Source organism: Acinetobacter sp. ANC 4169, assembly GCF_002135355.1.
Taxonomy (GTDB): Bacteria; Pseudomonadota; Gammaproteobacteria; order Pseudomonadales; family Moraxellaceae; genus Acinetobacter.
This window is the reverse complement of the sequence record NZ_NEGE01000013.1, coordinates 1-23,359: the sequence shown is the minus strand read 5'-3', so window position 1 is coordinate 23,359 and position 23,359 is coordinate 1. Positions and strand designations below refer to the sequence as shown.

Annotated in this window: 18 protein-coding genes, 4 tRNA genes and 1 riboswitch; of the genes, 17 read left to right on the top strand and 5 right to left on the bottom strand. The window is 42.6% G+C overall.

Translation table 11 applies throughout. The features are described 5' to 3' along the window. Positions 1-38 precede the first annotated feature (38 nt). On the bottom strand, positions 39-1,874 hold the full coding sequence (locus B9T26_RS10965; protein ID WP_086199733.1) for a TonB-dependent receptor plug domain-containing protein: 1,836 nt from the start codon (positions 1,872-1,874) through the stop codon (positions 39-41). Positions 1,875-1,911: 37 nt separating this feature from the next. Further along, positions 1,912-2,117, bottom strand: a riboswitch (cobalamin riboswitch). 155 nt (positions 2,118-2,272) lie between these two features. Here B9T26_RS10965 and B9T26_RS10960 point away from each other — a divergent pair. From B9T26_RS10960 to B9T26_RS10940, 4 genes are all read left to right on the top strand, one after another. Next, positions 2,273-2,917 carry a phosphoribosylanthranilate isomerase gene (locus B9T26_RS10960; RefSeq protein WP_086199732.1) on the top strand — a complete coding sequence of 215 codons (645 nt, stop codon included), beginning with the start codon at positions 2,273-2,275 and terminating at the stop codon, positions 2,915-2,917. Beyond that, a complete protein-coding gene (gene trpB, locus B9T26_RS10955; RefSeq protein ID WP_086199731.1) occupies positions 2,898-4,142 on the top strand; it encodes a tryptophan synthase subunit beta in 1,245 nt (414 codons plus the stop codon). The genes B9T26_RS10960 and trpB overlap by 20 nt, the downstream gene beginning before the upstream one ends. Before the next feature lie 566 nt (positions 4,143-4,708). After that, positions 4,709-5,227, top strand: a complete 519-nt coding sequence (locus B9T26_RS10945) for a DUF1543 domain-containing protein (RefSeq protein ID WP_086199729.1) — start codon at positions 4,709-4,711, stop codon at positions 5,225-5,227. Positions 5,228-5,398: 171 nt separating this feature from the next. Continuing rightward, positions 5,399-6,391 (top strand): DUF2804 domain-containing protein, encoded by a 993-nt coding sequence (locus B9T26_RS10940; RefSeq protein ID WP_086199728.1) that lies wholly within the window; start codon positions 5,399-5,401, stop codon positions 6,389-6,391. A gap of 88 nt (positions 6,392-6,479) precedes the next feature. On the opposite strand, the gene B9T26_RS10935 is transcribed toward B9T26_RS10940, so the two are convergent. Beyond that, positions 6,480-7,358: a metal-dependent hydrolase gene (locus B9T26_RS10935; protein WP_086199727.1), complete on the bottom strand. Its 879-nt coding sequence runs from the start codon at positions 7,356-7,358 to the stop codon at positions 6,480-6,482. 135 nt (positions 7,359-7,493) lie between these two features. Here B9T26_RS10935 and B9T26_RS10930 point away from each other — a divergent pair, with 135 nt between their 5' ends. The 5 genes from B9T26_RS10930 (at position 7,494) to B9T26_RS10910 (ending at position 12,965) form a co-directional block, all read left to right on the top strand. Beyond that, complete coding sequence (locus B9T26_RS10930; RefSeq protein WP_086199726.1) at positions 7,494-8,531, top strand: AraC family transcriptional regulator; 1,038 nt, start codon at positions 7,494-7,496, stop codon at positions 8,529-8,531. Between the two features lie 429 nt (positions 8,532-8,960). Further along, complete coding sequence (trpA, locus tag B9T26_RS10925; protein WP_086175442.1) at positions 8,961-9,764, top strand: tryptophan synthase subunit alpha; 804 nt, start codon at positions 8,961-8,963, stop codon at positions 9,762-9,764. Then, positions 9,761-10,657 carry an acetyl-CoA carboxylase, carboxyltransferase subunit beta gene (accD, locus tag B9T26_RS10920; protein ID WP_086199725.1) on the top strand — a complete coding sequence of 299 codons (897 nt, stop codon included), beginning with the start codon at positions 9,761-9,763 and terminating at the stop codon, positions 10,655-10,657. Before trpA ends, accD begins: the two co-directional genes overlap by 4 nt. Further along, positions 10,654-11,937, top strand: coding sequence for a bifunctional tetrahydrofolate synthase/dihydrofolate synthase (gene folC, locus B9T26_RS10915; protein WP_086199724.1), 1,284 nt, complete (start codon positions 10,654-10,656; stop codon positions 11,935-11,937). Before accD ends, folC begins: the two co-directional genes overlap by 4 nt. Continuing rightward, the gene (locus B9T26_RS10910; RefSeq protein ID WP_205666418.1) at positions 11,928-12,965 is read left to right on the top strand and encodes an SPOR domain-containing protein; all 1,038 of its coding nucleotides are present in this window, start codon (positions 11,928-11,930) and stop codon (positions 12,963-12,965) included. Before folC ends, B9T26_RS10910 begins: the two co-directional genes overlap by 10 nt. A gap of 22 nt (positions 12,966-12,987) precedes the next feature. On the opposite strand, the gene B9T26_RS10905 is transcribed toward B9T26_RS10910, so the two are convergent. From B9T26_RS10905 to B9T26_RS10895, 3 genes are all read right to left on the bottom strand, one after another. Then, entirely contained in the window at positions 12,988-13,566 is a 579-nt protein-coding gene (locus B9T26_RS10905; protein WP_086199829.1) for a dual specificity protein phosphatase family protein, read from the bottom strand. Next, a complete protein-coding gene (locus B9T26_RS10900; RefSeq protein WP_086199722.1) occupies positions 13,566-14,381 on the bottom strand; it encodes an MBL fold metallo-hydrolase in 816 nt (271 codons plus the stop codon). The genes B9T26_RS10905 and B9T26_RS10900 overlap by 1 nt, the downstream gene beginning before the upstream one ends. A gap of 605 nt (positions 14,382-14,986) precedes the next feature. Then, the gene (locus B9T26_RS10895; protein ID WP_086199721.1) at positions 14,987-15,628 is read right to left on the bottom strand and encodes a peroxiredoxin; all 642 of its coding nucleotides are present in this window, start codon (positions 15,626-15,628) and stop codon (positions 14,987-14,989) included. Between the two features lie 338 nt (positions 15,629-15,966). On the opposite strand from B9T26_RS10895, the gene secA reads away from it, so the two are divergent. The 8 genes from secA to B9T26_RS10855 all read left to right on the top strand — a co-directional run bounded on the left by secA (position 15,967) and on the right by B9T26_RS10855 (position 22,611). Then, positions 15,967-18,699: a preprotein translocase subunit SecA gene (gene secA / locus B9T26_RS10890; RefSeq protein ID WP_086199720.1), complete on the top strand. Its 2,733-nt coding sequence runs from the start codon at positions 15,967-15,969 to the stop codon at positions 18,697-18,699. A gap of 449 nt (positions 18,700-19,148) precedes the next feature. Then, positions 19,149-19,469 carry a hypothetical protein gene (locus tag B9T26_RS10885; RefSeq protein WP_086199719.1) on the top strand — a complete coding sequence of 107 codons (321 nt, stop codon included), beginning with the start codon at positions 19,149-19,151 and terminating at the stop codon, positions 19,467-19,469. A gap of 158 nt (positions 19,470-19,627) precedes the next feature. Further along, entirely contained in the window at positions 19,628-20,848 is a 1,221-nt protein-coding gene (gene argJ / locus B9T26_RS10880) for a bifunctional glutamate N-acetyltransferase/amino-acid acetyltransferase ArgJ (RefSeq protein ID WP_086199718.1), read from the top strand. 149 nt (positions 20,849-20,997) lie between these two features. Continuing rightward, positions 20,998-22,065: a quinolinate synthase NadA gene (gene nadA, locus B9T26_RS10875; RefSeq protein WP_086199717.1), complete on the top strand. Its 1,068-nt coding sequence runs from the start codon at positions 20,998-21,000 to the stop codon at positions 22,063-22,065. Positions 22,066-22,218: 153 nt separating this feature from the next. Then, positions 22,219-22,295 (top strand) — tRNA-Pro (locus tag B9T26_RS10870). Positions 22,296-22,339: 44 nt separating this feature from the next. Next, positions 22,340-22,416 (top strand) — tRNA-Arg (locus B9T26_RS10865). 39 nt (positions 22,417-22,455) lie between these two features. Continuing rightward, positions 22,456-22,531, top strand: a tRNA-His gene (locus tag B9T26_RS10860). Positions 22,532-22,534: 3 nt separating this feature from the next. Next, positions 22,535-22,611, top strand: a tRNA-Pro gene (locus tag B9T26_RS10855). Positions 22,612-23,359 lie beyond the last annotated feature (748 nt).

Genomic DNA, 23,359 nt, shown 5'->3' with positions numbered 1-23,359 from the left:
CATTATCCTCAAAGTTTTAGCAATTTTTTATGCTGAACTTAGTATTTGAATGTGACACCGGCAGAAGCTAAACGACCACCGTTAACATAGTAATAACCTTGGTCTTGATATGCCGTCTTGTACTCAACATCACCAATGTTTTGAATGTTGGTAAAGAGCTTAACATTTGGGTTTACATTCCAGAATGCATTTACATCCACAGTCGCATAACCCGGAGTTTTGTAGTTGGCATCCCATTCTTTGGCTTTCGATTTGGCCACTAAAGATGCACTGATACCATATACATCATTTTGAATACCGGTAGTTAACGTTAACCCTTGACGGGGACGACGACCTAAGTCTTCATGGGTTTCTTCATTTTCAGGTTTGACATAGCTATAGGTTACTTTAGCGAATAAATCATCTTGCTGCCAAGCTAAATAAAGTTCACCACCTTGATAACTTGCTTTATTGATATTGCCTAACTTGCCAAAATTGACTGATGAAATCAGATCTTTTACTTCGGCGTAATAGGCAGATAAACCGGTTTGGAAACCGTAAGCCAGATTTTGGTCAAGCCCAATTTCATAAGAGCGGCTTTCTTCAGGGTTTAGATCAGGGTTGCCGTTCCAAGAATTATAAAGTTCATTCAATGTTGGTGATTTAAATGCTGTACCCACATTTGCATATACACTCGTAGATGGAAGCAATTGATAGCGTGCAGCGATTTGACCTACCGTATGTGAACCATACTTTTCATTATCTTCGACACGCACACCCACCTGAGTATTGAGTTTAGTCCCGTTAAATTGGTGTTGAACATAATATCCAGTCGAGTCTACATCTTCATCATATGGTGTGCCGTAGGACAGAATATCACCATCCAGCTTGCGATGAGTAACACCTGCTAGCAAAGTCTGTTGAGGGAGAAAATTCCACTTGGTATAGAGTTCAGCTTCCTGCGTTTTGCTATGCACAAAATCGGTTGAATCTTTTTGTTCAACTTCATCATTAAACTGCGATAAACGACCATTTAGTTCAAGTTGTTCAGTTAAATTCACCCGACCACGAAGATTGATAATTTCATTTTCAAAGTCTTGTTTCAGTAAGGCACCATTAAATGTATAAGCGTCATACAGGTTAGTGCCTTGATTGCTGCTGTAGTCGACAGAAGCGGCAAAATTTTCTTTGTCGAAACCGAATTTGCTACTAAAGCCTTTTTGCGCAAAAGAAGCCGTTTCATTGGTATTGGTTTTTTGATTGGTCACTTGGGTTGCATCGGATTCTAGTCGTTGACCGCGAATTTGGGCATAGAAACCGTTTTCCGCTAAATCTGCACCGATAACAGATTTATAGGTTTTATGTTCTCCTATTTCACCTGTAACAAATGCACCTGTTTTTTCAGGTTTTTTTGAAATCAGCTGAACCACACCACCAATGGCATCAGTACCGTACAAAACCGAAGCAGGGCCTTTTAAAACTTCAATTTGCTTGATATCAGTCGTATCAATAAAAGCAAGACTTGCTGTACCTGAAGATGCATTATTCAGTCGAATGCCATCACGTAAAATTAAAGTATGGTCAGATTCAGTGCCACGCAAATAAATATCGGCAAGTTGCCCGATCCCGCCACTTTGTACCATATTGATGGCTGCATCATGTTTGAGCAGATCTGGAAAAGAGGCAATAGGCGACTGCTCTACAATTTGTGGTGCAATAATTGAAATACGCGCAGGAATATCCTTAATATTTTCTTCACTACGTGATGCAGTAACCACAATGGTATCTAAGCTGGCTTTAGCAGCGGGTTGATCTGCAGCTTGAGCTGTAGCCGAGAAACCCAAGGCAATAGCGATTGCACCCACTAAGGCTGTAGGCTGAAATTGACGTGACATGATTTAAGCTCCATACATTCACCCCCCGTGAATGATTGAGTTAAAGAACACAACAAGCAGGTATCCGGACTTAAATGTGCCATGAATTCATCAGCTACATATCCACCTTCCCACATCTATATGCAGTGGTGTAAATTTTTCAATTTATCTAGATATGCTTTTCATTTTACCGTTGCGGGGGCAGTGTCGGATTCGCACCAACTTCCCTAAGGCCTAAGCTTAACTCGTTGCAAGATGGGCGAAGTATAAAGTTTGTATGTCCTATAAACAACGTCACACAAGAATAATTCGGATGAACTTTACGCAAGCCAAAAAAATTGCATTACAATGATTCGCCCCAATATTTATAGAATGTCTATAAATTGGCAAAGTTTAGGTTAAAAATTAGAGCGAATTGTATGCGAACCCGTGCCAAAATTTGCGGAATCACACGAATAGAAGATATACATTCAGTTGTGCATGCAGGAGCAGATGCGATTGGTTTTGTCTTTTTTCCACCTAGCCCACGTAGCGTAACTGCAGAACAGGCCAAAGTATTGATACAGCAGGTTCCTGCCTATGTGCAAACTGTCGGTTTATTTGTGAATGCATCTGCGGATGACATTCAACACATTTTAAAAGATGTACCCTTAGATGTGCTGCAATTTCATGGCGATGAAACACCTGAACAATGTCGGGATATTGCCGAACAGGTCGGTCGTCGCTGGTATAAAGCCATCCAGATCAAGCCAGATTTAGATGTGGTTGCAACGATTCAAAGCTATCAGCAGGCAGGGGCAAGCGCGGTACTGTTGGATGCCTGGCATCCTGAACTTAAAGGCGGAACAGGGCACAGCTTTGACTGGTCACAGTTCCCCAAACTGGATATTCCTTTAATTTTGGCAGGCGGCTTAAAACCTGACAATGTTGAAGACGCTATAAAGACGACCAATGCTTATGCAGTAGATGTCAGCGGAGGCGTAGAGTCCGCAAAAGGTATTAAAGACCAACAACTCATTGAACAGTTTATGCAAGGAGTCCATCGTGGATCAGCAAAATACTAGCCAGAAAAGTCAGGCAATTGACTATACCCAATTCCCCGATGCACGTGGGCATTTCGGTATTCATGGCGGACGTTTTGTGTCAGAAACGCTCATGGCAGCATTAGAAGACCTGGAAAAACTTTATTTCCGAATGAAGGATGATCCTAAGTTTCTGGCAGAATTCGACCGTGATTTAGCCTACTATGTAGGTCGTCCTAGTCCTTTATATTATGCTGAGCGATGGTCTAAAGAGTTGGGTGGTGCGCAAATTTACTTAAAACGTGAAGACTTGAACCATACCGGCTCACATAAAATCAACAACACCATTGGTCAGGCACTGCTGGCAAAACTTTCTGGTAAAAAACGCATTATTGCCGAAACCGGTGCCGGCCAGCACGGTGTAGCCACTGCAACTATCGCAGCACGTTTGGGTCTTGAATGTGTGGTGTTCATGGGTGCAGAAGACGTGAAACGTCAAGCCATGAATGTGTACCGTATGCGTCTATTGGGTGCAACTGTTGTGCCAGTCGAAAGCGGTTCAAAAACATTGAAAGATGCCATGAACGAAGCAATGCGTGACTGGGTAACCAATGTTGACTCAACCTATTATGTGATTGGTACGGTTGCAGGTCCACATCCATATCCGCAATTGGTTCGTGACTTCCAGTCGATTATTGGCCGTGAAGCGCGCCGTCAGATTCAGGAACAGGCAGGCCGTCTTCCAGATGCACTTGTGGCATGTGTGGGTGGTGGTTCGAATGCCATGGGCTTGTTCTATCCATTCCTGAATGATTCAGATGTGAAAATGTACGGTGTTGAAGCCGCAGGTTACGGTATTGAAACCGGCAAGCACTCTGCACCACTCAATGCAGGTCATGTGGGTGTACTTCACGGCAACCGTACCTACTTGATGTCTGATGATCAAGGCCAGATTATTGAAACGCATTCGATTTCTGCCGGTCTGGATTATCCGGGTGTAGGGCCTGAACATAGTTTCTTGAAAGATATGCACCGTGTTGAATATGTGCCGATCAATGACCAGGAAGCGCTGCAAGGCTTCCGTGATTTAACCCAAATTGAAGGGATTATTCCTGCGCTTGAAAGCTCACATGCGATGGCGTATGTGACTAAACTTGCACCGACCATGGACAAGGATCAAATTATTATCGCGACGGTTTCTGGTCGTGGTGATAAAGACTTGATGACGGTTGCCCGTATTGATGGCGTGGAAATGGTTGAGATGTAAGAATCTCCCCCTAACCCCCTCTTTTTCAAAGAGGGGGAAAGCCCTCCTTTTTTAAAGGTGAGGACTTCGGAATATATTCTGAATCCGCAAGGGTGGATTACAAAAAATCGTGTTGAGAAAACTCAGCACGATTTTTTTATGTCATTAAACAACAGAAATTTGAATAAATGGAAAGGCGAGATGGATGTCGCCCGTATTTCTGATGATACAGGGAAGTATCATCAGAAATACAAAGGGCTTTTGTTACTTTTGGCCCGTCAAAAGTAAGGCCTCACTTACGAATGAAAAGAGAATTTTTAAGTAAAAATTGGAGTGCATGACAAATTAATTTAATAAAAAACGAGCAGTAAATGTTGATGTTACTTTGGAAAAGCCCAAAGTAACCAAAGGCTTTTTGTTGAGCAGACATTACTTCCCTGTAATGCTGCTCAACAGGCGACATCCCTGTCGCCAGCGCGTATCATATTGAAGATAAATATTTACCGTCCTGAGTTTCTATTTTTAAAGAGAAATTTCCCTCCTTAGAAAAAGGAGGGGCTAGGGGAGGATTCTATAAGGAGTAAGCAATGCCCAGCCTATTTATCGTCATGCTCGGTGGTCGTCATGCACGTGCCAATACAGAAGTCCATGATGTCGTGTTAGCGGTAGGTGATTCATTGCAAGAGGTTTATCCTCAACTGAAAAATTCCTGGTTTGGTGAACAAAAAGGACTGCATATCGATGCCTGGGCACAAATCAATGGCGTGGAATTTGAAGGTATTCAATATCAAATTCACTTTAGCAATGCTCAGCCGAATTCATCTGAACAAAAGCTGTTTTTAATTAATCTGGGTGGTTACGATGCCCGTGAGTTTGGCGAGTTACACCGTTATGTTCTGGTCGTGGCAGAAAATGCCATGCTGGCTAAGCAACGCGGTAAAGCCTACTTTGCACAGCATTGGCAAAAACAGCATACCGATCGCATATTAGATGTGGATGATTGTATTGCGATTGATCATATCCATGGGCGTTATGTACAGTTGATCGAGGGTGATTTTAGTGCGAATTGTTGGGAAAACACTTATTTAATATTGCCTGAAAGCTAATTTATATCTATTTGACTAATAAATTATATCCATCACATATCAAACTCAGTAAATAATATATATTTTTGTATTTTTTCAAGAAAATATGACTAAGGATATTTTTAACTTGGATTTATATAGGCATAATAAGATTAAGGAATTGTTATCTCTTGGCTAGATGGAATTTGATAAATGGATTTGATTCAATCAAATGGACAACCGAATTATGGACGTTTTAGTTCTCTCCCAAAAACCATCGACTTGAATCAATACCAGTATAAGACGCCTTATGGTGATGTCTTAACTGGTTGGCGCAAGCGACTAAAATATAAGAAGTTTAAATTCTGTTCAATTCAGCATCAACACTACACCATTGGTTTGGCCATTGCCGATATTGCCTGGGCAGGGCATGGTTTTTTCTATATTTATAATCATCAGAACCATGAAGTTTTAGAGTGGAATGCCATTAATCTGCTATCACGCAATACCGTTGTGGATGAACAGCCGCTTTATAACCAGAGTTTTTTTTCCAAGTCACCTTTTCAAATCGATATCCAGCATGCCAACGGTGTGCGCTATATTCATGTCACCAAATATGGGGAAATTAGGCTCAGTGCGCGAATCTTCTGTGCTGGTACCGACCCGCTCAGTATGTGCAGCCCGACCGGGATCAATGGCTGGACTTATACCCAGAAGCTGACCACCTTGGCGTGTGAAGGTTTTTTTATCAATAAACAGGGTGAAACCATACAGTTTAATGAAAGAACTTTTGCATCGCTGGATGATACCTGCGGTTTTCTGCGTCCGGAAACGGCATGGTTCTGGTTATCGAGTAATTTTTGGGGTTCAAATAATAACCGGATCGGCTTGAATCTGGCTTCTGGAGTCAATGAAAGTTTTGGCAATGAGAACTGCTTGTGGATCAATGGTGTGCTCTATCCGCTAAGCGATGTTTTATTCCAGCATCTGGATGAAGGACACTGGAAGATTCGCTCACTGGATAATAAGCTGAATCTGGAGGTCAAGACGGGTTGGCGCCGTTATGAAAATCTGAATTTAAGACTGGTCGGCAGTCAGTTTAGTCAGTGGCAGGCCAAAATCAGTGGCACCATTCAGCAGGATGATCAGGAAATTGTCTTGGTCAATGAATATGGTTTGCTCGAACAACACTATGCAAAGTGGTAAGCGCCAAGTGCTAAGCCTATAAAGATAAAAAAAGCCTGCAGGATGCAGGCTTTTCTTTTTCTTTTTCTTCTTCTTCTTATTCTTCTTCTTATTCTTTTGCAGCCTGCCAAAAGGCTTCACCAGCTAAAATCGGATCACCCGTTTGTTCCAGAGTTTTGACCCAGACGTCGTATTGGGCAATCACCGGATGCTGGCTGGGGTGAAAGTCCTTTTTAAACCAGTCCTTGTATTGCTTGCCCATTCTGGTGAGCACGCCTTGCTTGCCAAAAAACCAGGGCAGGCCACGAATATTCATTTGCAGTCGTTGTAACGGCGTAAACCCATCATGTTTCAACATCACATTGGCACGGTAAATGGTAAAACCGAACATCAATACGGTGGTCCATGCCAGTACAAGTTTTCGTGTACTTTCAGGGACATTACCGACCTGTTTCATCACATCAAAAGCGACATCACGGTGTTCCATTTCTTCAATCGCATGCCAGGCAAACAGTGCCCGCACATAAGGATGGGCACCGCGTAATGTCTCTTTATTGCCATAAAAAGTTTCGGCCATGAGAGCTGTCAAATGCTCAGCCGCAGCGGTCATGGCAATGTTGTATTGTGGTGAACGTTTTTCTAGTTCAAATTTAAAAATCTTATTTAAACGCTGAATAAATTGATCGACCGGCATACCTTGTTCTTTCATGACCTGATTCATCTTGTCATGCGCTATGCCGTGTTGTGCTTCCTGACGGATAAAGTCTGCCACACGCTGCTTTAAATCCGGATTGGTAATCTGGTCGCGGAACAGCCGTACAGATTGAATGAAATAGCGTTCACCATCGGGGAAAGTCAGGCTTAAGGCATCGAACATGCGGGTAATAAACGGATCACCTGAAAACCAGAAGCGAGGCACTTCATTCAGTTTGAAATCAAGATTGCTACGAACCACAGGAGTGGTTTGCGGTTGGACAATGGCATTCATGTTGTTTTACTTCAATTGCCTTGGATAATTGCAGTATGTCGTGCTTTTTCATTTTTGTTTTGACAGTACTTGCCATTTTTTATACATTTTACGCCAAAGTGAAAATATAATATGTCAAATTATAAGTGAGTCGCCATGCAAGAATTACAAATCCCAAATGGTTATTTTCAGCTCTGGAATATGTATCTGATAGAACAGGGGCTCGACTTTTACACGCTTGAATTTTTAGCACCTTATCGGGACGATCTGAAACATGTCCTGCAATTGCCCATAGATACCCAGTCCCCCTTTTCTTTTTTTTACAGCATTTTGCAATTAACCCGTGAGCAGCTGGATTGCCCGCAGTTGACTATTGAAATGGCCAAGCGAATTCGTCCTGAACATTTTGGCGTACTCGGTTATATGGCCACCCGAAGTAACAGTGTGGCTGAAGCATTGCAGTACATAGTACGTTTCAGCCGTCTGGTGATTGATGGTGCCGATGCAATCCCATTACAGATGTATCAGCAGGGCAATGAGATCTGGCTGAGCTGGCAGTTTTTAGATGAAAAATATGCCTTGTTACATGAAATGACCATGGCTGCCATGGTGCATTTGGCCAAGCAAATTTTTCCGGATCAACCGCAACTTCTAAATATCCAGATGGCACATAGACCGCAAATGGCACAGTATCATTATCAAAAATTTTATGGTTGTGAGGTGTTGTTTGATCAGCCACGTTATGCCTATGTGATGGGTGTGGATAGCTTAACCATGAAGTCGGTACTGGCTGATCCGTCACTGATGCAGTTATTGCTGAAACAGGCAGAGGAGGCTATTGCACTCAAGCCACATTATGAAAGTGTATTACAGCAAATTCATACTGCTGTGGCCGAGTATTTAAGACTGCACGCTGTAGCCCCAAAAATTGATCAGATTGCTGATGAATTGCATGTTTCTACACGAACGCTGCAACGCCAATTGCAGCAGCTTGAAAGCTCATTTAAGGCTGTGCTGGAATCGGAACGAATGAAACGCTGTGAACAGTTGTTGCAACACAATACCAGCCTGACTGAAATTGCCATGCGCCTGGGATATTCAGATCAGTCGGCTTTGGCGCGTGCTTATAAGGCCTATAGCGGTCAAACCTTATTACAGCGAAAACAGCAACTGAAAGACCAATCTGAACCATAAAAATGGCTTATTCAGGCTGTTTTTTAATTCAATGCAAGCGCGCAAGCAAGCACTTCAGCTTGCGGCTTTGGAATCTTATAAAATAAAACCTACTGACTAAAGTACAGGTTTTGCTATTGTATAAAACTTTAAATATAAAGGCTAACTTGATTATTTTTATCAATTTTTTATACATAAAAATAAGTTTATCTGAATGATGGATAATTGTTTACATAGCAAAATTAGGCATCTTTGATCATTGAGAAAAAAGCGTAAATATCAGTAAATGGTGTTCTCGGATTGTTCTGAAAAATGAGATGGTGAGTCGAATGTAGCGCGAAATGCTCAGGCTCTATTCAATGAGTAAAAAATAGCGTTACAATGCGTTGTCTTGTATTTCTACAAAGCCAACTCCTCAGTTTTTTAATAATTCAAGGAAAGTACAACCCTATGTCACGTTTAGCCACTCGTTTTGGACAGCTTAAATCTCAGCAGCGTAAAGCGCTCGTTTCTTATGTGATGGCTGGTGACCCTCATCCACAGGTAACCGTTCCATTGTTACATCAAATGGTTGAGGCTGGGGTAGATGTGATTGAACTTGGCCTACCATTTTCAGACCCTATGGCAGATGGTCCCGTGATTGCCCTTGCTGCAGAACGCGCATTGGCAGGCGGCACCAATACCCTGGATGCTTTGAACATGGTGAAAGAGTTCCGCCAAAAAGATACAGAAACACCGGTCGTACTGATGGGTTATTTAAACCCGGTAGAAGTGATCGGTTACGAAAAGTTTGTATCGTATGCGAATGAATGTGGTGTGGATGGTGTACTGCTGGTGGATTTACCGCCTGAAGAAGCTAAAGATTTGGATGATGTGTTGAAAAAATTCGACATGGATCAAATTTTCTTGCTGGCGCCTACATCGACCGATGAGCGTATTCAGCATGTGGCAAATCAGGCCAGTGGTTTTATCTACTATGTATCCTTGAAAGGGGTAACAGGTGCTGCAACTTTAGATGTTGCCGAAGCGGCAGCCCGTATCCAGAAAATTAAAGCTGTGACTGACGTTCCTGTGGGTGTCGGTTTTGGTATTAGCGATGCTGCCTCGGCAAAAGCCATGGGTGTAGCTGCTGATGCTGTGATTGTTGGTAGTGCTTTTGTGAAACAGTTTGCGAACTTAGCGCCAGAACAAGCCGTTGTCGAAACGGTCAATAAAGTCAAGGAGCTTCGAGCTGCGCTCGATGAGTTAGTATGAATCAAGAAGTGAAACCAGGAAAAATTCTTAGCCCAGCGACGCCGTGGACGGAACGCCATGTTCCGGGTATTCACACGCCTGATGAGCAAACCTCACTCAAAGCAACATTTACCGAGCCTACGATTGAGTGTCCTGAATGTCACGCATTGGTTACCCGTACCGCGATGTCATTTAACGCCTATGTTTGCCCGCAATGTGATGAACATTTGCGCATGAAAGCACGCGACCGTCTGAACTGGTTCTTCGATCAGATTCAAAACGAATTGGGTCAGGAATTTGTTGCGAAAGATCCGCTGAAATTTGTAGATAGCAAAGCATATCCAGATCGTATGTCTGAAGCGCAAAAGAAAACTGGTGAAACTGAAGCATTGGTTGTTATGCAAGGTTTGCTTAAAGGTGTTCCTTTAATCGCATGCGCATTTGAATTCGACTTTATGGGCGGTTCAATGGGTACAGTGGTTGGTGACCGTTTTGTGCAAGCGGCTGAACGTGCAATTAAAGAGAAACAGCCTTTAGTCTGTTTTGCTGCCTCAGGTGGTGCACGTATGCAGGAAGGCATGTTGTCATTGATGCAAATGGCACGTACTTCAGCTGCAATCCAACGCATGAAAGATGCAGGTTTACCGTATTTAGTGGTGCTGACTCATCCGGTTTATGGTGGTGTAACTGCGTCACTGGCAATGTTAGGTGATGTGCATATCGCTGAACCTAAAGCCATGATTGGTTTTGCGGGTAAACGTGTCATTGAGCAAACCGTACGTGAAAAACTGGAAGAACCGTTCCAGCGCGCAGAATATTTGCTTGATCATGGTGTAATCGATCAAATTGTTCACCGTCACGCATTACGTGATACTGTATATCGTATTATCGCGAAACTGATGAATTTGTCTTGAACACAGCTCCACTTGCAACAGACTCTTTAAATACATGGCTCGATTATTGGAGCCATGTTCACGTTACGGGTATTGATTTAGGTCTGGAACGGGTTATTCCTGTTGCTGAAAAGCTCGGGGTAATTCGTCCGCAGGCAAAAGTTCTGACCGTAGCGGGAACCAATGGTAAGGGCTCAACCACCACTACTTTGGCTGCTATTTTAAATGCGCAAGGCTATAAAGTAGGATTGTACCAGTCACCGCATATTTACCGTTTTAATGAACGGGTGAAACTGGCCGGGATTGAAGTGGATGACCAGACTTTGGTAGATGCGTTTGTGCAGGTGGATCAGGCACGTCGTGACTGTGATCTCTCGCTTTCCTTCTTTGAAGCTACCACACTGGCGGCTTTTGTTATTTTTAAAGCCCAGCAATGTGATGTCTGGGTATTGGAAGTCGGACTCGGTGGTCGCCTGGATGTTGTGAATGTGATTGACCCCGAAGTCGCAGTGATTACCAATATCGGGCTGGATCATACAGACTGGCTGGGCGATAGCATTGAAAAGATTGCCTTTGAAAAAGCCGGGATTATTCGCCCGAATATTCCCGTAATTTTTGCTGGTTTGCAAGAAGTTCCCCAAGCCATCCAAAACAAGGTTGAGGAATCTCAGGCGAAACTGTTTGCGCTCAACCGTGATTATTTTTATCAATATAGCGAAGATGGTCAGTCTTGGATGTTTGCCTCATCAGGCAGCACGTTAAAACTTCCGCTCGGTGCTCTGGCACTGGAAAATATTTCTACAGCCGTTGCCGCGATTTTGGTCAGTGGGCTAAAAGTGACTCAAGCTGCCATTGCACAAGGCATTCAAAATGCAAAATTGCCAGGCCGCTTTGAAATACGCCAGATTCAAGATAAAACCGTGATTTTTGATGCCGGACATAATCCACATGGCGTAGAATTTTTGTTAAATCAGTTGCGAAAATTTTTAGAATACAATAAACAGTACACAGAAGTGATCAGTGTTTTTTCCATGTTGGCGGATAAAGATATCAATTCTGTCGTAGATTTATTGAAAGATACTGTTTTAACATGGAAAATTGCGCCATTAACCGTTCCACGAGCCGCCGCAATAGCGCAGCTTGATGAAGCGTTACAGGGTGAAACAGTACAACACTTCAACAGTGTTCAATTGGCTTTTGAATCAGCGCTAAATGAAACAAAAAATAATCAGTTGATCTTGGTATGTGGTTCATTTCATACCTTAGAAGCGGTATGGGAGTATTTGGAAGAATGTCAATGAATAGCAAACAACGCTGGATGGGAGGCGTTGTTTTATTAGGTGGTGGTGTTTTATTGGCAGCATTGCTTCTCAAGGGTAAAGAAGAAATATATCAGAATGAATTGAGAACCCCGGATTTAGCCGCTCAAGTTGAGCAAAAAAAGCCGGCAGCAGAAGGGGAAATGGTTCAGCTGCAACCTTTAACGGTTGATGTGGAAACAGAAAAACGTTTACTTGAAGAACAACGCCGGGCACGTGAAAAAGCCGTGGCAGAACAAGAAGCGCGCGCAGCCGAATTTTTGGCGATGCAGCAACAGGCTGAAGCAGATGCAGCACGTAAAGCAGCTGAAGAATACGCCGCTTTAAATGCACGTCGTAGTGGAGCACAGCAGAGTTCGGACAATATTCCTCCTGAATTGGTGGAAGATGAAAAAGTCAAACAAAAGCGTCTGGAAGATGAAAAGCTGCTCGCTGCAAAAAAGTTACAACAGCAGACGGCTCAACAACAACGAACTGATGCTGATAGAAAAATAACTGAAGACAAACGTAAAGCCCAACTCGAAGCTGAAAAACAGTTGGCTGCAAAACAGGCAGCAGCGAAAAAAGCAGCTGCAGACAAGGCAAAGCATGAGGCTGAGTTAAAACGCAAAGCAGCTGAAGACGAAAAACAGTTGGCTGCAAAGAAAGCGTTAGAAGCCAAGAAAAAAGAACAGGCCCAACTTGAAGCAGAAGCGAAGAAAAAAGCTGAAGTCAAGAAAAAAGCAGAAGCGGAAAAAGCTCGTGACTTGTTGGAGCATGGCGATAAACAGTGGATGGTGCAAGTGGCCTTGGCTGCCAATGAGGCCAATGCCGATGCACTGGCCTCTAAGTTGCGTGCTAAAGGCTATAAGGTGACCAAGAGTCCAACTTCGAAAGGGGTTCGAATTATGGTTGGACCGGCTAAAGACCGTGATGTTGCTGATGCTGCCCGCAAGAAAATTACCAGTGATGCAAGCCTGGGAATGAAGTCGGCATGGGTGATTGACTGGGTTCCGCTGGATAAACGCTAAATCTGGCTTGAAGCGAAATAAATTAAGATGGATTCAACAGTTGCTGTTGAATCCATTTTACATTTTCAGGGCTAAATATTTTTTCAATATTTAGCCAGACCGGATGAAATCCATAACCGCCATGTTTCATTTCATTCATGGCATCCTCAATCGACCAGTTTTCAAAAATAATCCGATACATGGCAATACTTGCACCGGTGCGGTCTGAGCCATGATAGCAATGAATCAAAATCCGCTGGTTTGCGGCTTTGGCCTGCTGAATCTGTTGCATCACCTGCAATAAATCTTCCCGGTTTATTGCCCACGTGCGTATAGGCACATGCACCAGCTTAAAATCTGTAGCGGGCAGGACAGCGACATCCTTATTTCTGGATCTGAGATTAATCACTACATCAATATCATGTGCTTTTAATTGCGGAATCAGTTCAGCCGAGGGCTGTTCGCTACGAAATACATCATTACTGATTTGATAAAAATTATGCCCAGGATAGATGCTTTGGCCCCAAAGCTGTGACCGATGTTCCAGGGGTACAGCGGACGACGTCATACATCCTATTAGGCTTGAGCAACTCAGGATAAGGACGAAAGCAGTTCTTTTCATCATGTTTGATAACGCTCCAGCTCTACAGGATCATGCGCACAAATAATCTCGATATTTTTTTCCGTTTGTGCAAGTTGCTGAATTTTGTGCAAGTTGTCTACGCGCATGTAATTATCTTCAGCAAAAAATCGTTCCAGTTTATCCAGCGTAGGAAGTCGATTTTTAGGATCAAGTTGCAAGTGTGAATAGTAGGCATCGCCACAGAAAAACAGCCAACCATCATGCTGTTTAATGGCAATCCCGCAATGACCTTGGCTATGGCCTAGTAGTGGAATCATTAAAATTTCATCCTGAAATAAGCGAAACCCCTGCACTTGATGCAGGTTAAACCATGCTTCACCCTGATTGGGCTCTATAAAATTCCAATATCGATGCTGTTTAAATTGCTGGGTTTTATAACGCGCTTTATTTTTTAAGGGAAAAAAACTTTGGGTGGCATTATATTCACTGGACAGCACATGCACGGTGGCGTGAGGAAAATCGGAAATACCGCCTGCATGATCAAAATCCAGATGTGAGATCAGAATATGTTTTACATCTTTAGGATTAAAGCCCAGGCTTTGAATCTGGGCAATGGCGGTCAACTCTAAATTCTTTTCTATGCGGCCTAGCTTCGAAACCATATGGCCTAAGCGGGCTTGGGTATGAAGATAATCCTGAATGCCCAGACCGGTATCTACCAGTACTAGACCTTGATCAGTTTCCAGCAGCAGGCAATGGCAAATTACTTTGGCAAATAAGCCTTTTTGCCCAAATAGGGGACCACAAACGGGGCACATGGTGCCACAGTGCAAATGATGAATATTATAGATCACGATATTTATTCTTAAGATGATTAGGCGTATTTATAAACTGGCTGTGAAACAAACACCAACTTGATTTTGTAATTCAACTTCCTGGTCAAATAAAAAAGCCTGTCATCAGACAGGCTTGGGCAATATTGGAACTGGCTCGTCATTTGAGTTCCATATTTGCTGCATACTCGAAGCATAGCTTCTCGCCTTGTTTGCGCAAGGGCGAAGCAGTATTTTCTAAGTGAAACTATGCACTTCGCTTGTCTTGCGACAAAAATAAAAGCAGTGCTTTAATTTTAACTCGAAGCATAGCTTCTTATCTTCTTGCAGAATATATTCCTCAGAACAGTGTTCTAATTCTGAGACTACGCGCTTCGCTTGTCTTGCGAAAAACTAAAGCAGCGCTTTAGTTTTTTACTCGAAGCATAGCTTCTCGTCTTCTTGCGGAATATATTCCTCAGGGCAAGGCAGTGCCTTGCTGATCCTGTACTACGCGCTTCGCTTGTCTTGCGACAAAATAAGACAGCAGTTTTAGTACTGCGCACTTCGTTTGCCTTGCGCAAGGGCAGAGCAGTGCTTTTGATACTACGCACTTCGTTTGTCTTGCGAAAAACTAAAGCAGCGCTTTAGTTTTTCTCAGGCTGTGGCGTTAAACGTAAATAAGGGGTAACCGCTTTATAGCCTTGCGGGAAGCGTTGCTTGATTTCGTCTTCATCTTTAAGAGAAGGCACAATTACGACGTCTTCACCCTGTTGCCAGTTGGCTGGGGTTGCTACTTTATGGTTATCTGTCAGTTGCAGCGAATCGACCACACGTAAAATTTCATTGAAGTTACGGCCTGTAGAAGCTGGATAGGTAATAATCAAACGTACTTTTTTGTTCGGATCAATGATCACTAAAGAGCGAACAGTCAGGGTTTCACTGGCATTCGGGTGAATAAAGTCATAAAGGGTAGATACTTTACGGTCTTGATCCGCAATGATCGGGAAATTGACCGAAGTATTTTGGGTTTCGTTAATGTCGTTAATCCAGCCCTTGTGTGATTCGACATCATCGACTGACAAGGCAATGGCTTTAACACCGCGCTTGGTAAATTCGTCTTTCAGTTTTGCGGTATAGCCCAATTCAGTAGTACATACCGGAGTATAGTCCGCAGGGTGGGAAAACAAGATTACCCAGCTGTCACCCAGGAAGTCGTAGAAATTAATTAAGCCTTCACTGGATTCCTGTTCAAAATTGGGTGCGGTATCGCCTAAACGTAATGTCATTTTTATAGCCTCATATGCTTTGTTATGTATGTTGATGCGATCTAATATGACGCAATTTTCTTTGCAATGAAAATAGCGTTTTTGTATTTCTTTATGAGTAAATGGAATATATAGGCCGCAATTGATGAGTGAAATCCGGATAATGATGAATTTTATGACTATATTGGTTGTTTAAAATTTGTTACATTGTTTGACCTTAGCTGTCACGTGCTAGAACGAGTGAGCAGAATTTTTTTATTGGTTTTGTGCAAACCCCTTGTACTTCAAATTTCTAGCACCATAATAACGACTGAGAAAAAATTTATTCATTCGACAAGCAAGATTTAGAGAGTCTATTCATGTTGGCAAGTCTGATCGGAGGAATCTTCGGTACCAAAAATGAGCGCGAACTCAAACGCATGCGTAAAATCGTAGATAAGATTAATGCGCTCGAGCCGACGATATCTGCACTAAGCGATGCAGACTTATCTGCAAAAACTGAAGAATTCAAACAACGATATAACAAGGGCGAGAGCCTGGATAAATTATTACCCGAAGCATTTGCTGTTTGTCGTGAAGCGGCAAAGCGAATTATGGGAATGCGTCATTACGATGTTCAGTTGATTGGTGGTATTACCCTTCATGAAGGTAAAATTGCAGAAATGCGTACCGGTGAAGGTAAAACCCTGATGGGTACCTTGGCTTGCTATCTGAATGCCATTAGCGGACAGGGTGTACATGTCATCACTGTGAACGATTATTTGGCACAGCGTGATGCGGAATTAAACCGTCCCTTATTCGAATTCTTGGGTCTGAGCATTGGTATTATTTATTCCATGCAGGATCCAACAGAGAAAGCTGAAGCCTACCGTGCCGATATTACTTACGGTACCAACAACGAATTTGGTTTCGATTATCTGCGTGACAACATGGTGTTTTCGCAAGCCGAGAAAAAACAACGTGGCCTAACCTATGCCATTATCGATGAGGTCGATTCGATCCTGATTGATGAGGCGCGTACACCATTGATCATTTCTGGTCAAAGTGATGACTCTTCACAATTGTATGCTGCGATCAATAGCATCCCACCAAAACTTCGTGCGCAAAAAGAAGAAAAAGTGCCGGATGGCGGTCATTTCTGGATTGATGAAAAGCAACGTCAGGTTGAAATGACTGAAGTTGGTTATGAAACCGTAGAAGATCAATTGATTGAGATGGGTTTGCTCGCTGAAGGCGAGAGCTTGTATTCACCATCTAACTTGAACCTGGTTCATCATGTTTCGGCTGCTATTCGTGCACATTATCTTTATCAACGTAATGTTCAGTACATCATTCATGATGGCGAAGTGATTATCGTTGATGAAAACACCGGTCGTACCATGCCAGGTCGTCGCTGGTCTGAAGGTTTGCATCAAGCAGTTGAAGCGAAAGAAGGTCTGGAAATTCAGCCTGAAAACCAGACTTTGGCAACCACGACTTTCCAGAACTATTTCCGTCTTTACAAAAAGCTTTCTGGTATGACTGGTACAGCCGATACCGAAGCTGCGGAAATGAAAGAAATTTATGGTCTGGATGTGGTACTTATTCCAACCCACCGACCAATGATTCGTAAAGATGAAAACGATCTTATTTATTTAAACCGTAATGGTAAATATAACGCCATCATTCAAGAAATTCAGCGGGTGCATGAAGACGGTGTTGCACCGATCCTGATTGGTACGGCAACGATTGAAGCTTCTGAAATTCTTTCTGAAAAATTGAAAGAAGCGGGTATTGCGCATGAAGTATTGAATGCGAAGCAGCATGAGCGTGAAGCAGACATTATTGCTCAAGCAGGCTCACCGCGCGCTGTGACTATTGCAACCAACATGGCTGGTCGTGGTACCGATATTTTGCTGGGTGGTAACTGGAAAGCCAAACTGGCTCACATTGAAAATCCTACCCCTGAAGATGAAGCACGCTTAAAGGCTGAATGGGAACAAAACCATGAAATGGTATTGGCTTCTGGCGGCTTGCATATCATTGGTTCAGAGCGTCATGAGTCGCGCCGTATCGATAATCAGCTGCGTGGTCGTGCCGGTCGTCAGGGTGACCCGGGTGTTTCACGTTTCTACTTGTCACTTGAAGATGACTTGATGCGTATTTTTGCCGGCGACCGCGTTGTGGGCATGATGCGGGCAATGGGCTTGCAAGAAGATGAAGCCATTGAGCACAAAATGGTGTCGCGTTCGATTGAAAATGCACAACGTAAAGTAGAAGCACGTAACTTCGATATTCGTAAGAACTTGTTGAAATACGATGACGTGAATAACGAACAGCGTAAGATCATTTATTCACAACGTGATGAAGTGCTCGCTGAAAGTACGCTACAAGATTATATTGAAGAAATGCATCATGAAGTGATTAAAGGCGTGATTGAAAATTATATTCCGCCTGAATCCATTCATGATCAATGGGATATCGATGGTCTGGAACGTGCATTGCGTGAAGATCTAGGTGTTGATTTGCCGGTCAATCAATGGCTGGAAGAAGACCGTCGTTTAGACGAAGAAGCTTTGGTGGAACGTATTTCTGATGAAATCGTACAACGCTATCGCACTCGCCGTGAACAGATGGGTGATGAATCAGCAGCCATGTTGGAACGTCATTTCATGCTCAGTGCTTTGGATCGCCATTGGAAAGATCATTTGGCTGCCATGGATTACTTGCGTCAGGGCATTCACTTGCGTGGTTATGCACAAAAGAACCCTGAACAGGAATACAAGAAAGAAGCCTTTAATCTGTTTGTAAATATGCTGGCTGTGATCAAGTCAGATGTGATTACAGATCTTTCACGTGTTCATGTTCCTACAGCTGAAGAACTGGCTGAAATGGAAGCACAAAAGCAGGCTCAAGCTGAAGCCATGCAATTGAATCTTTCTCATGCAGAGTTTGATAATTTGTTAGCAGGCGATTTAAGCGGTACTGAAATTGTTGAAGTAGAGTCTGGCTTTAATTCAGCAGAGCAAACATTTGAGCCGCCTGCAAGCCGTAATGCACCTTGCCCATGTGGTTCAGGTTTAAAATACAAGCAATGTCACGGTAAAATTTAATTTTATCTAGGGTCTGTTGACATTTCATAAATGGCTTGCGTTGTAGGCTAAAATTGAGCAAACAAGGAATGAAATGCAAAGAATGGTGGTTCCATTTTTAAATTTCATGACGCAGTTTGAGATAATTTTAGCCACAACCCTTCGGGACTAGAGTATTTTTTGACGCTACGTCGTTATGAACTACGCATTTAGAATGACTAAATTTTGTAGTTCATGCCTAGTATCCTCTAAAAAATACTCGTCGTCGCAAACGTAGACGAATTGTCAACAGACCCTAAACATTTCGCCACTTTATATATTTCTTTTCCTTTGGATTTGAATAGATAAAGTGGTTTTTTTATTGCAGCAAAATATAGGGTTTATTTTTGCAAGATGTGAATATGTTTGCAGAGAGCTGAATTAAGTGGTATTTAGTGCATATTGATGAACATTGAGAAGCGGAAAAGACAATGAAAAAAGTATTACAACCATTGATGATTTTAGCTTTAGCTATTCCAGGTTTGGCTTTTGCAAATGAGCCCTCAAAAAACACAGCGGTGAATGCTGTTAAAGATGAAAACACTACGGTTATGAGTCCACGTACGGGAATTCGCTATACCTTTGCTAATCCGCAGCAGCGTCCAGTAGTGTTAAAAACTGCAGCGATCACACCGGCAAATGCAGCGAATGCAAACCGCATTGTGGCTTCAAATCCGGCTTTATCTGCTGCAAGTCAGGAAAAAGCCAAACAGGCGCTATTGTCGGAATCGACTCAGTTGGCATCCAACTAAATCGAATGTATTGCTAAAACCAGTCTACGGGCTGGTTTTTTTGTGCCTGAAAATATCAATCCAATAAAAAATAAATCAAACCCGGTGTTCTGCTCGATTTTTTGCTGAATTTCTACTAAGCTGTCTTTTTTATTACGAACTTATTTGGAAGTTTAAAAATGGCGGTGGGCGACTTAACAATGCCACAGATGCATGTGGTTAAAGGTATAAAGATTGGTTCAGCTGAAGCGTATGTGCGTTATCAGAACCGACGTGACCTCGTTATTTTTGAATTTGCTGAAGGTTCAAACGTTGCCGGTGTATTTACCCAAAATGCATTTTGTGCTGCACCCGTGCATGTCTGTAAAGCGCATCTTCAGGTGAGTAATCCGCGTTATTTAGTGATTAATACAGGTAATGCCAATGCCGGTACCGGCAAAATCGGTATGGCGAATGCGCAGGCGACGTGTGCAAAACTGGCTGAACTGGCTGGTGTTACTGAAAACGAAATTTTACCTTTTTCTACCGGGGTGATTGGCGAACAGTTGCCTATAGAACGCTTGGTCAATGGTTTGCAGCCTGCATTAGACTCTTTAAAAGAAGATGCCTGGCTGGATGCAGCAAAAGGTATCATGACGACAGATACACTGCCTAAAGGGGCATCAGAACAGTTTGAAATGGATGGTGTGACCTACACCATGACTGGTATTTCCAAAGGTGCCGGTATGATTCGTCCGAATATGGCGACCATGCTCAGCTATGTCGCAACCGATGCGCCGATCAGCCGTGAATTGGTACAGCAACTATTAAAAACCACTGTGAATGTTTCTTTCAACCGTATTACGGTAGATGGCGATACTTCAACCAATGATTCATGTATTTTTGTGGCGACAGGTCAAGCGGGCGGTATTGAAATCAGCTCAACTGACGATTCACGTTATGCCATTATTTTAGATGTGTTGACACGTGTCATGAAACGTTTGGCACAACTGATTGTACGTGATGGTGAAGGTGCAACCAAATTCATTACCGTTGCGGTTGAAGGTGGAGCAGATACCCAGGAATGTTGCGATATTGCCTATAGTATTGCTCATTCACCACTGGTGAAAACTGCAATTTTCGCCTCAGATCCGAACTGGGGGCGTATCCTTGCAGCAATTGGTTATGCGGGCGTTAAAAATTTAGACGTTGAAAAAATTCAGGTTTGGTTAGATGATGTACAGATCTGTAAAGATGGTGGTGCAGCAGCGGACTATACGGAAGAAGCTGGCGCGCGCGTGATGTCTCAGGCTGAATTGACCATTCGTGTCGATTTAGGCCGAGGACAGGCGAAAGATACCGTCTATACCTGTGATTTGTCTTATGACTATGTCAAGATTAATGCAGATTACCGTTCTTAAGTTAAGTTGAATAAAAAAAGCCTCCGTAGTGAGGCTTTTTTATAAGGTAAAGTTTTTAATGACTGGTCAAAAAAGCATGATGCCATTGTGACTGGTGAGTGGGTTAAATGACTTGTTAGAAGCAAGTTTTAAGGATAGAGAACACGTTTATGAGTAATGCGACCAATTTAATTGCCAATGAGGCTAAATCGATTGTGCAGGCGCATTTAGATCGATTGGGTGAACCTAAAGATATTCATTTAAGTGATGAGGTCAAACAGGAAAAATTTGCACAAATTCTGGCAGAACTCAAAAAACGTGATGCTGTCCTTGTAGCCCACTACTATTGCGATCCTGAAGTTCAGGAGATTGCAGAGCTTTCTGGCGGTTGTGTTTCTGACTCATTGGAAATGGCACGCTTTGGCCGTGATCATCCAGCGTCAACTTTGGTGGTTGCCGGAGTGAAATTTATGGGAGAAACAGCAAAAATACTTTCTCCTGAAAAAACCGTGCTCATGCCAACCCTGGAAGCGACCTGTTCTTTAGATTTGGGCTGTCCGGTAGATGAATTTACTGCATTTTGCGATGCGCATCCTGATCATACCGTGGTGGTCTATGCCAATACCTCGGCGGCAGTCAAAGCACGTGCAGACTGGGTAGTGACATCGAGCTGTGCAGTGGAAATTATTGAACATCTCGATAGCCTGGGTGAAAAGATTATTTGGGCACCCGACCAGCATCTGGGACGTTACATCCAAAAGAAAACAGGTGCGGATATGCTGTTATGGGATGGTGCCTGTATTGTGCATGAAGAATTCCGTGCACGCGGTATTGCCAATATGAAAGCCATCTATCCGGATGCAGCCGTGTTGGTTCATCCGGAATCGCCTGAGTCAGTGGTGGATATTGCTGATGCAGTAGGAAGTACCTCGCAACTGATTAAAGCGGCACAAACGCTTCCAAATGAGCGTTTAATTGTGGCAACTGACCGTGGCATTTTTTACAAGATGCAACAAGCCGTACCGAACAAGATTTTAATAGAAGCTCCGACGGCAGGTGAGGGGGCAACATGTCGTTCATGTGCTCATTGTCCATGGATGGCCATGAACGAATTAGATGGAATTTTAGAGGTTTTACAAAAGGGTGATCAAGAAATACACGTTGATCCAGCCCTTGCAGAACGTGCTAAATTGCCACTTGATCGTATGTTAAGCTTTAGTGCTAATTTAAAACGTTAATTTTGATCAAAAAATACCTAAAATGCTTGATAAATAAGCGGTTGAAGTGATTTTTTGAGTTTTTTTGAATATAGGTGTTGACGTCACTAGGCGTCACGCCTAAAATGCACCCCGTACCGCACGATGTGCGATACACTAAAAGCTGAGATGAATCGGAGTATGGCGCAGCTTGGTAGCGCATCTGGTTTGGGACCAGAGGGTCGTAGGTTCGAATCCTACTGCTCCGACCAATTCTTCAAGGCGAGTATCGCATGATATTTTTATCATCGGTCATGCGCCTGTAGCTCAGTTGGATAGAGCATCCGCCTTCTAAGCGGATGGTCACAGGTTCGAATCCTGTCAGGCGCACCATTTGGTAGTCTGGTGTTATAGAACCAAAATGTTGTAACGGTGGATGTAGCTCAGTTGGTAGAGCCCCGGATTGTGATTCCGGTTGTCGTGGGTTCGAATCCCATCATTCACCCCAATTCGGAGTATGGCGCAGCTTGGTAGCGCATCTGGTTTGGGACCAGAGGGTCGTAGGTTCGAATCCTACTGCTCCGACCATTTTAAGTTTAAACTTAAAAATAAATGATCCGCTTAAATGCGGTTTTTTTATGCCTGAAATTTAATAATAACATTCAACATTCAACATTCAACATTCAACATTCAACATTCAACATTCAACATTCAACATTCAACATTCAACATTCAACATGGCTTGAATCGTATGTATTGATCCTGCTCTCGATGTTCAAATAATTTAATCAGCTCTAGTGGAATATAAAATTTGAACATAAGCCAAAGGATGAAAGTTTTGCTTAAACGTAATATTAAAAATTAGCAAATCGCATTTAGGGTATTTCTTTTATTTAATTACTTACTAGAAAGAGAGATTTCCAGCTTGGTTTTTTATTACGACTATTTTTTGTTTATACCTTATAATTTTTTAAGTCGATAGAAGTGTTGATTATTTTAATAACTTCAGTGCGGTTTAGATGAGCAAATAAAAAAGATAAAAAATTAGAAGAAGTAAAATGGATTGAAATGACGTTATTTATAAATTTAAATCAAAATTGTTGTTAATTTAAACTTAAAAATAATAAAACCCCTCTATTTTGAAGAATAAATAAACAGTTGGGAGATAATTTGAAAAATAAAGCGGAATAGGGGTTGTGTTGGTTCTGAAATGCTGTAGAATGCACATCCATCGGCGGTGATGAAGATTAAAACTTCTGATAAAACAGCAACTTAGTTAAAATTGATTGGGTTGGGTTTTAGAAAGAAAGTTTAAAAATAATTTGAATTACCGGTT

Excerpts from the sequence above, each read along its gene's own strand:
- B9T26_RS10965 (WP_086199733.1), bottom strand. The coding sequence starts at position 1,874 with ATGTCACGTCAATTTCAGCCTACAGCCTTAGTGGGTGCAATCGCTATT.
- B9T26_RS10960 (WP_086199732.1), top strand. The coding sequence starts at position 2,273 with ATGCGAACCCGTGCCAAAATTTGCGGAATCACACGAATAGAAGATATA.
- B9T26_RS10945 (WP_086199729.1), top strand. The coding sequence starts at position 4,709 with ATGCCCAGCCTATTTATCGTCATGCTCGGTGGTCGTCATGCACGTGCC.
- B9T26_RS10940 (WP_086199728.1), top strand. The coding sequence starts at position 5,399 with ATGGATTTGATTCAATCAAATGGACAACCGAATTATGGACGTTTTAGT.
- B9T26_RS10935 (WP_086199727.1), bottom strand. The coding sequence starts at position 7,358 with ATGAATGCCATTGTCCAACCGCAAACCACTCCTGTGGTTCGTAGCAAT.
- B9T26_RS10930 (WP_086199726.1), top strand. The coding sequence starts at position 7,494 with ATGCAAGAATTACAAATCCCAAATGGTTATTTTCAGCTCTGGAATATG.
- trpA (WP_086175442.1), top strand. The coding sequence starts at position 8,961 with ATGTCACGTTTAGCCACTCGTTTTGGACAGCTTAAATCTCAGCAGCGT.
- accD (WP_086199725.1), top strand. The coding sequence starts at position 9,761 with ATGAATCAAGAAGTGAAACCAGGAAAAATTCTTAGCCCAGCGACGCCG.
- B9T26_RS10910 (WP_205666418.1), top strand. The coding sequence starts at position 11,928 with ATGTCAATGAATAGCAAACAACGCTGGATGGGAGGCGTTGTTTTATTA.
- B9T26_RS10905 (WP_086199829.1), bottom strand. The coding sequence starts at position 13,566 with ATGAAAAGAACTGCTTTCGTCCTTATCCTGAGTTGCTCAAGCCTAATA.
- B9T26_RS10895 (WP_086199721.1), bottom strand. The coding sequence starts at position 15,628 with ATGACATTACGTTTAGGCGATACCGCACCCAATTTTGAACAGGAATCC.
- secA (WP_086199720.1), top strand. The coding sequence starts at position 15,967 with ATGTTGGCAAGTCTGATCGGAGGAATCTTCGGTACCAAAAATGAGCGC.
- B9T26_RS10885 (WP_086199719.1), top strand. The coding sequence starts at position 19,149 with ATGAAAAAAGTATTACAACCATTGATGATTTTAGCTTTAGCTATTCCA.
- argJ (WP_086199718.1), top strand. The coding sequence starts at position 19,628 with ATGGCGGTGGGCGACTTAACAATGCCACAGATGCATGTGGTTAAAGGT.
- nadA (WP_086199717.1), top strand. The coding sequence starts at position 20,998 with ATGAGTAATGCGACCAATTTAATTGCCAATGAGGCTAAATCGATTGTG.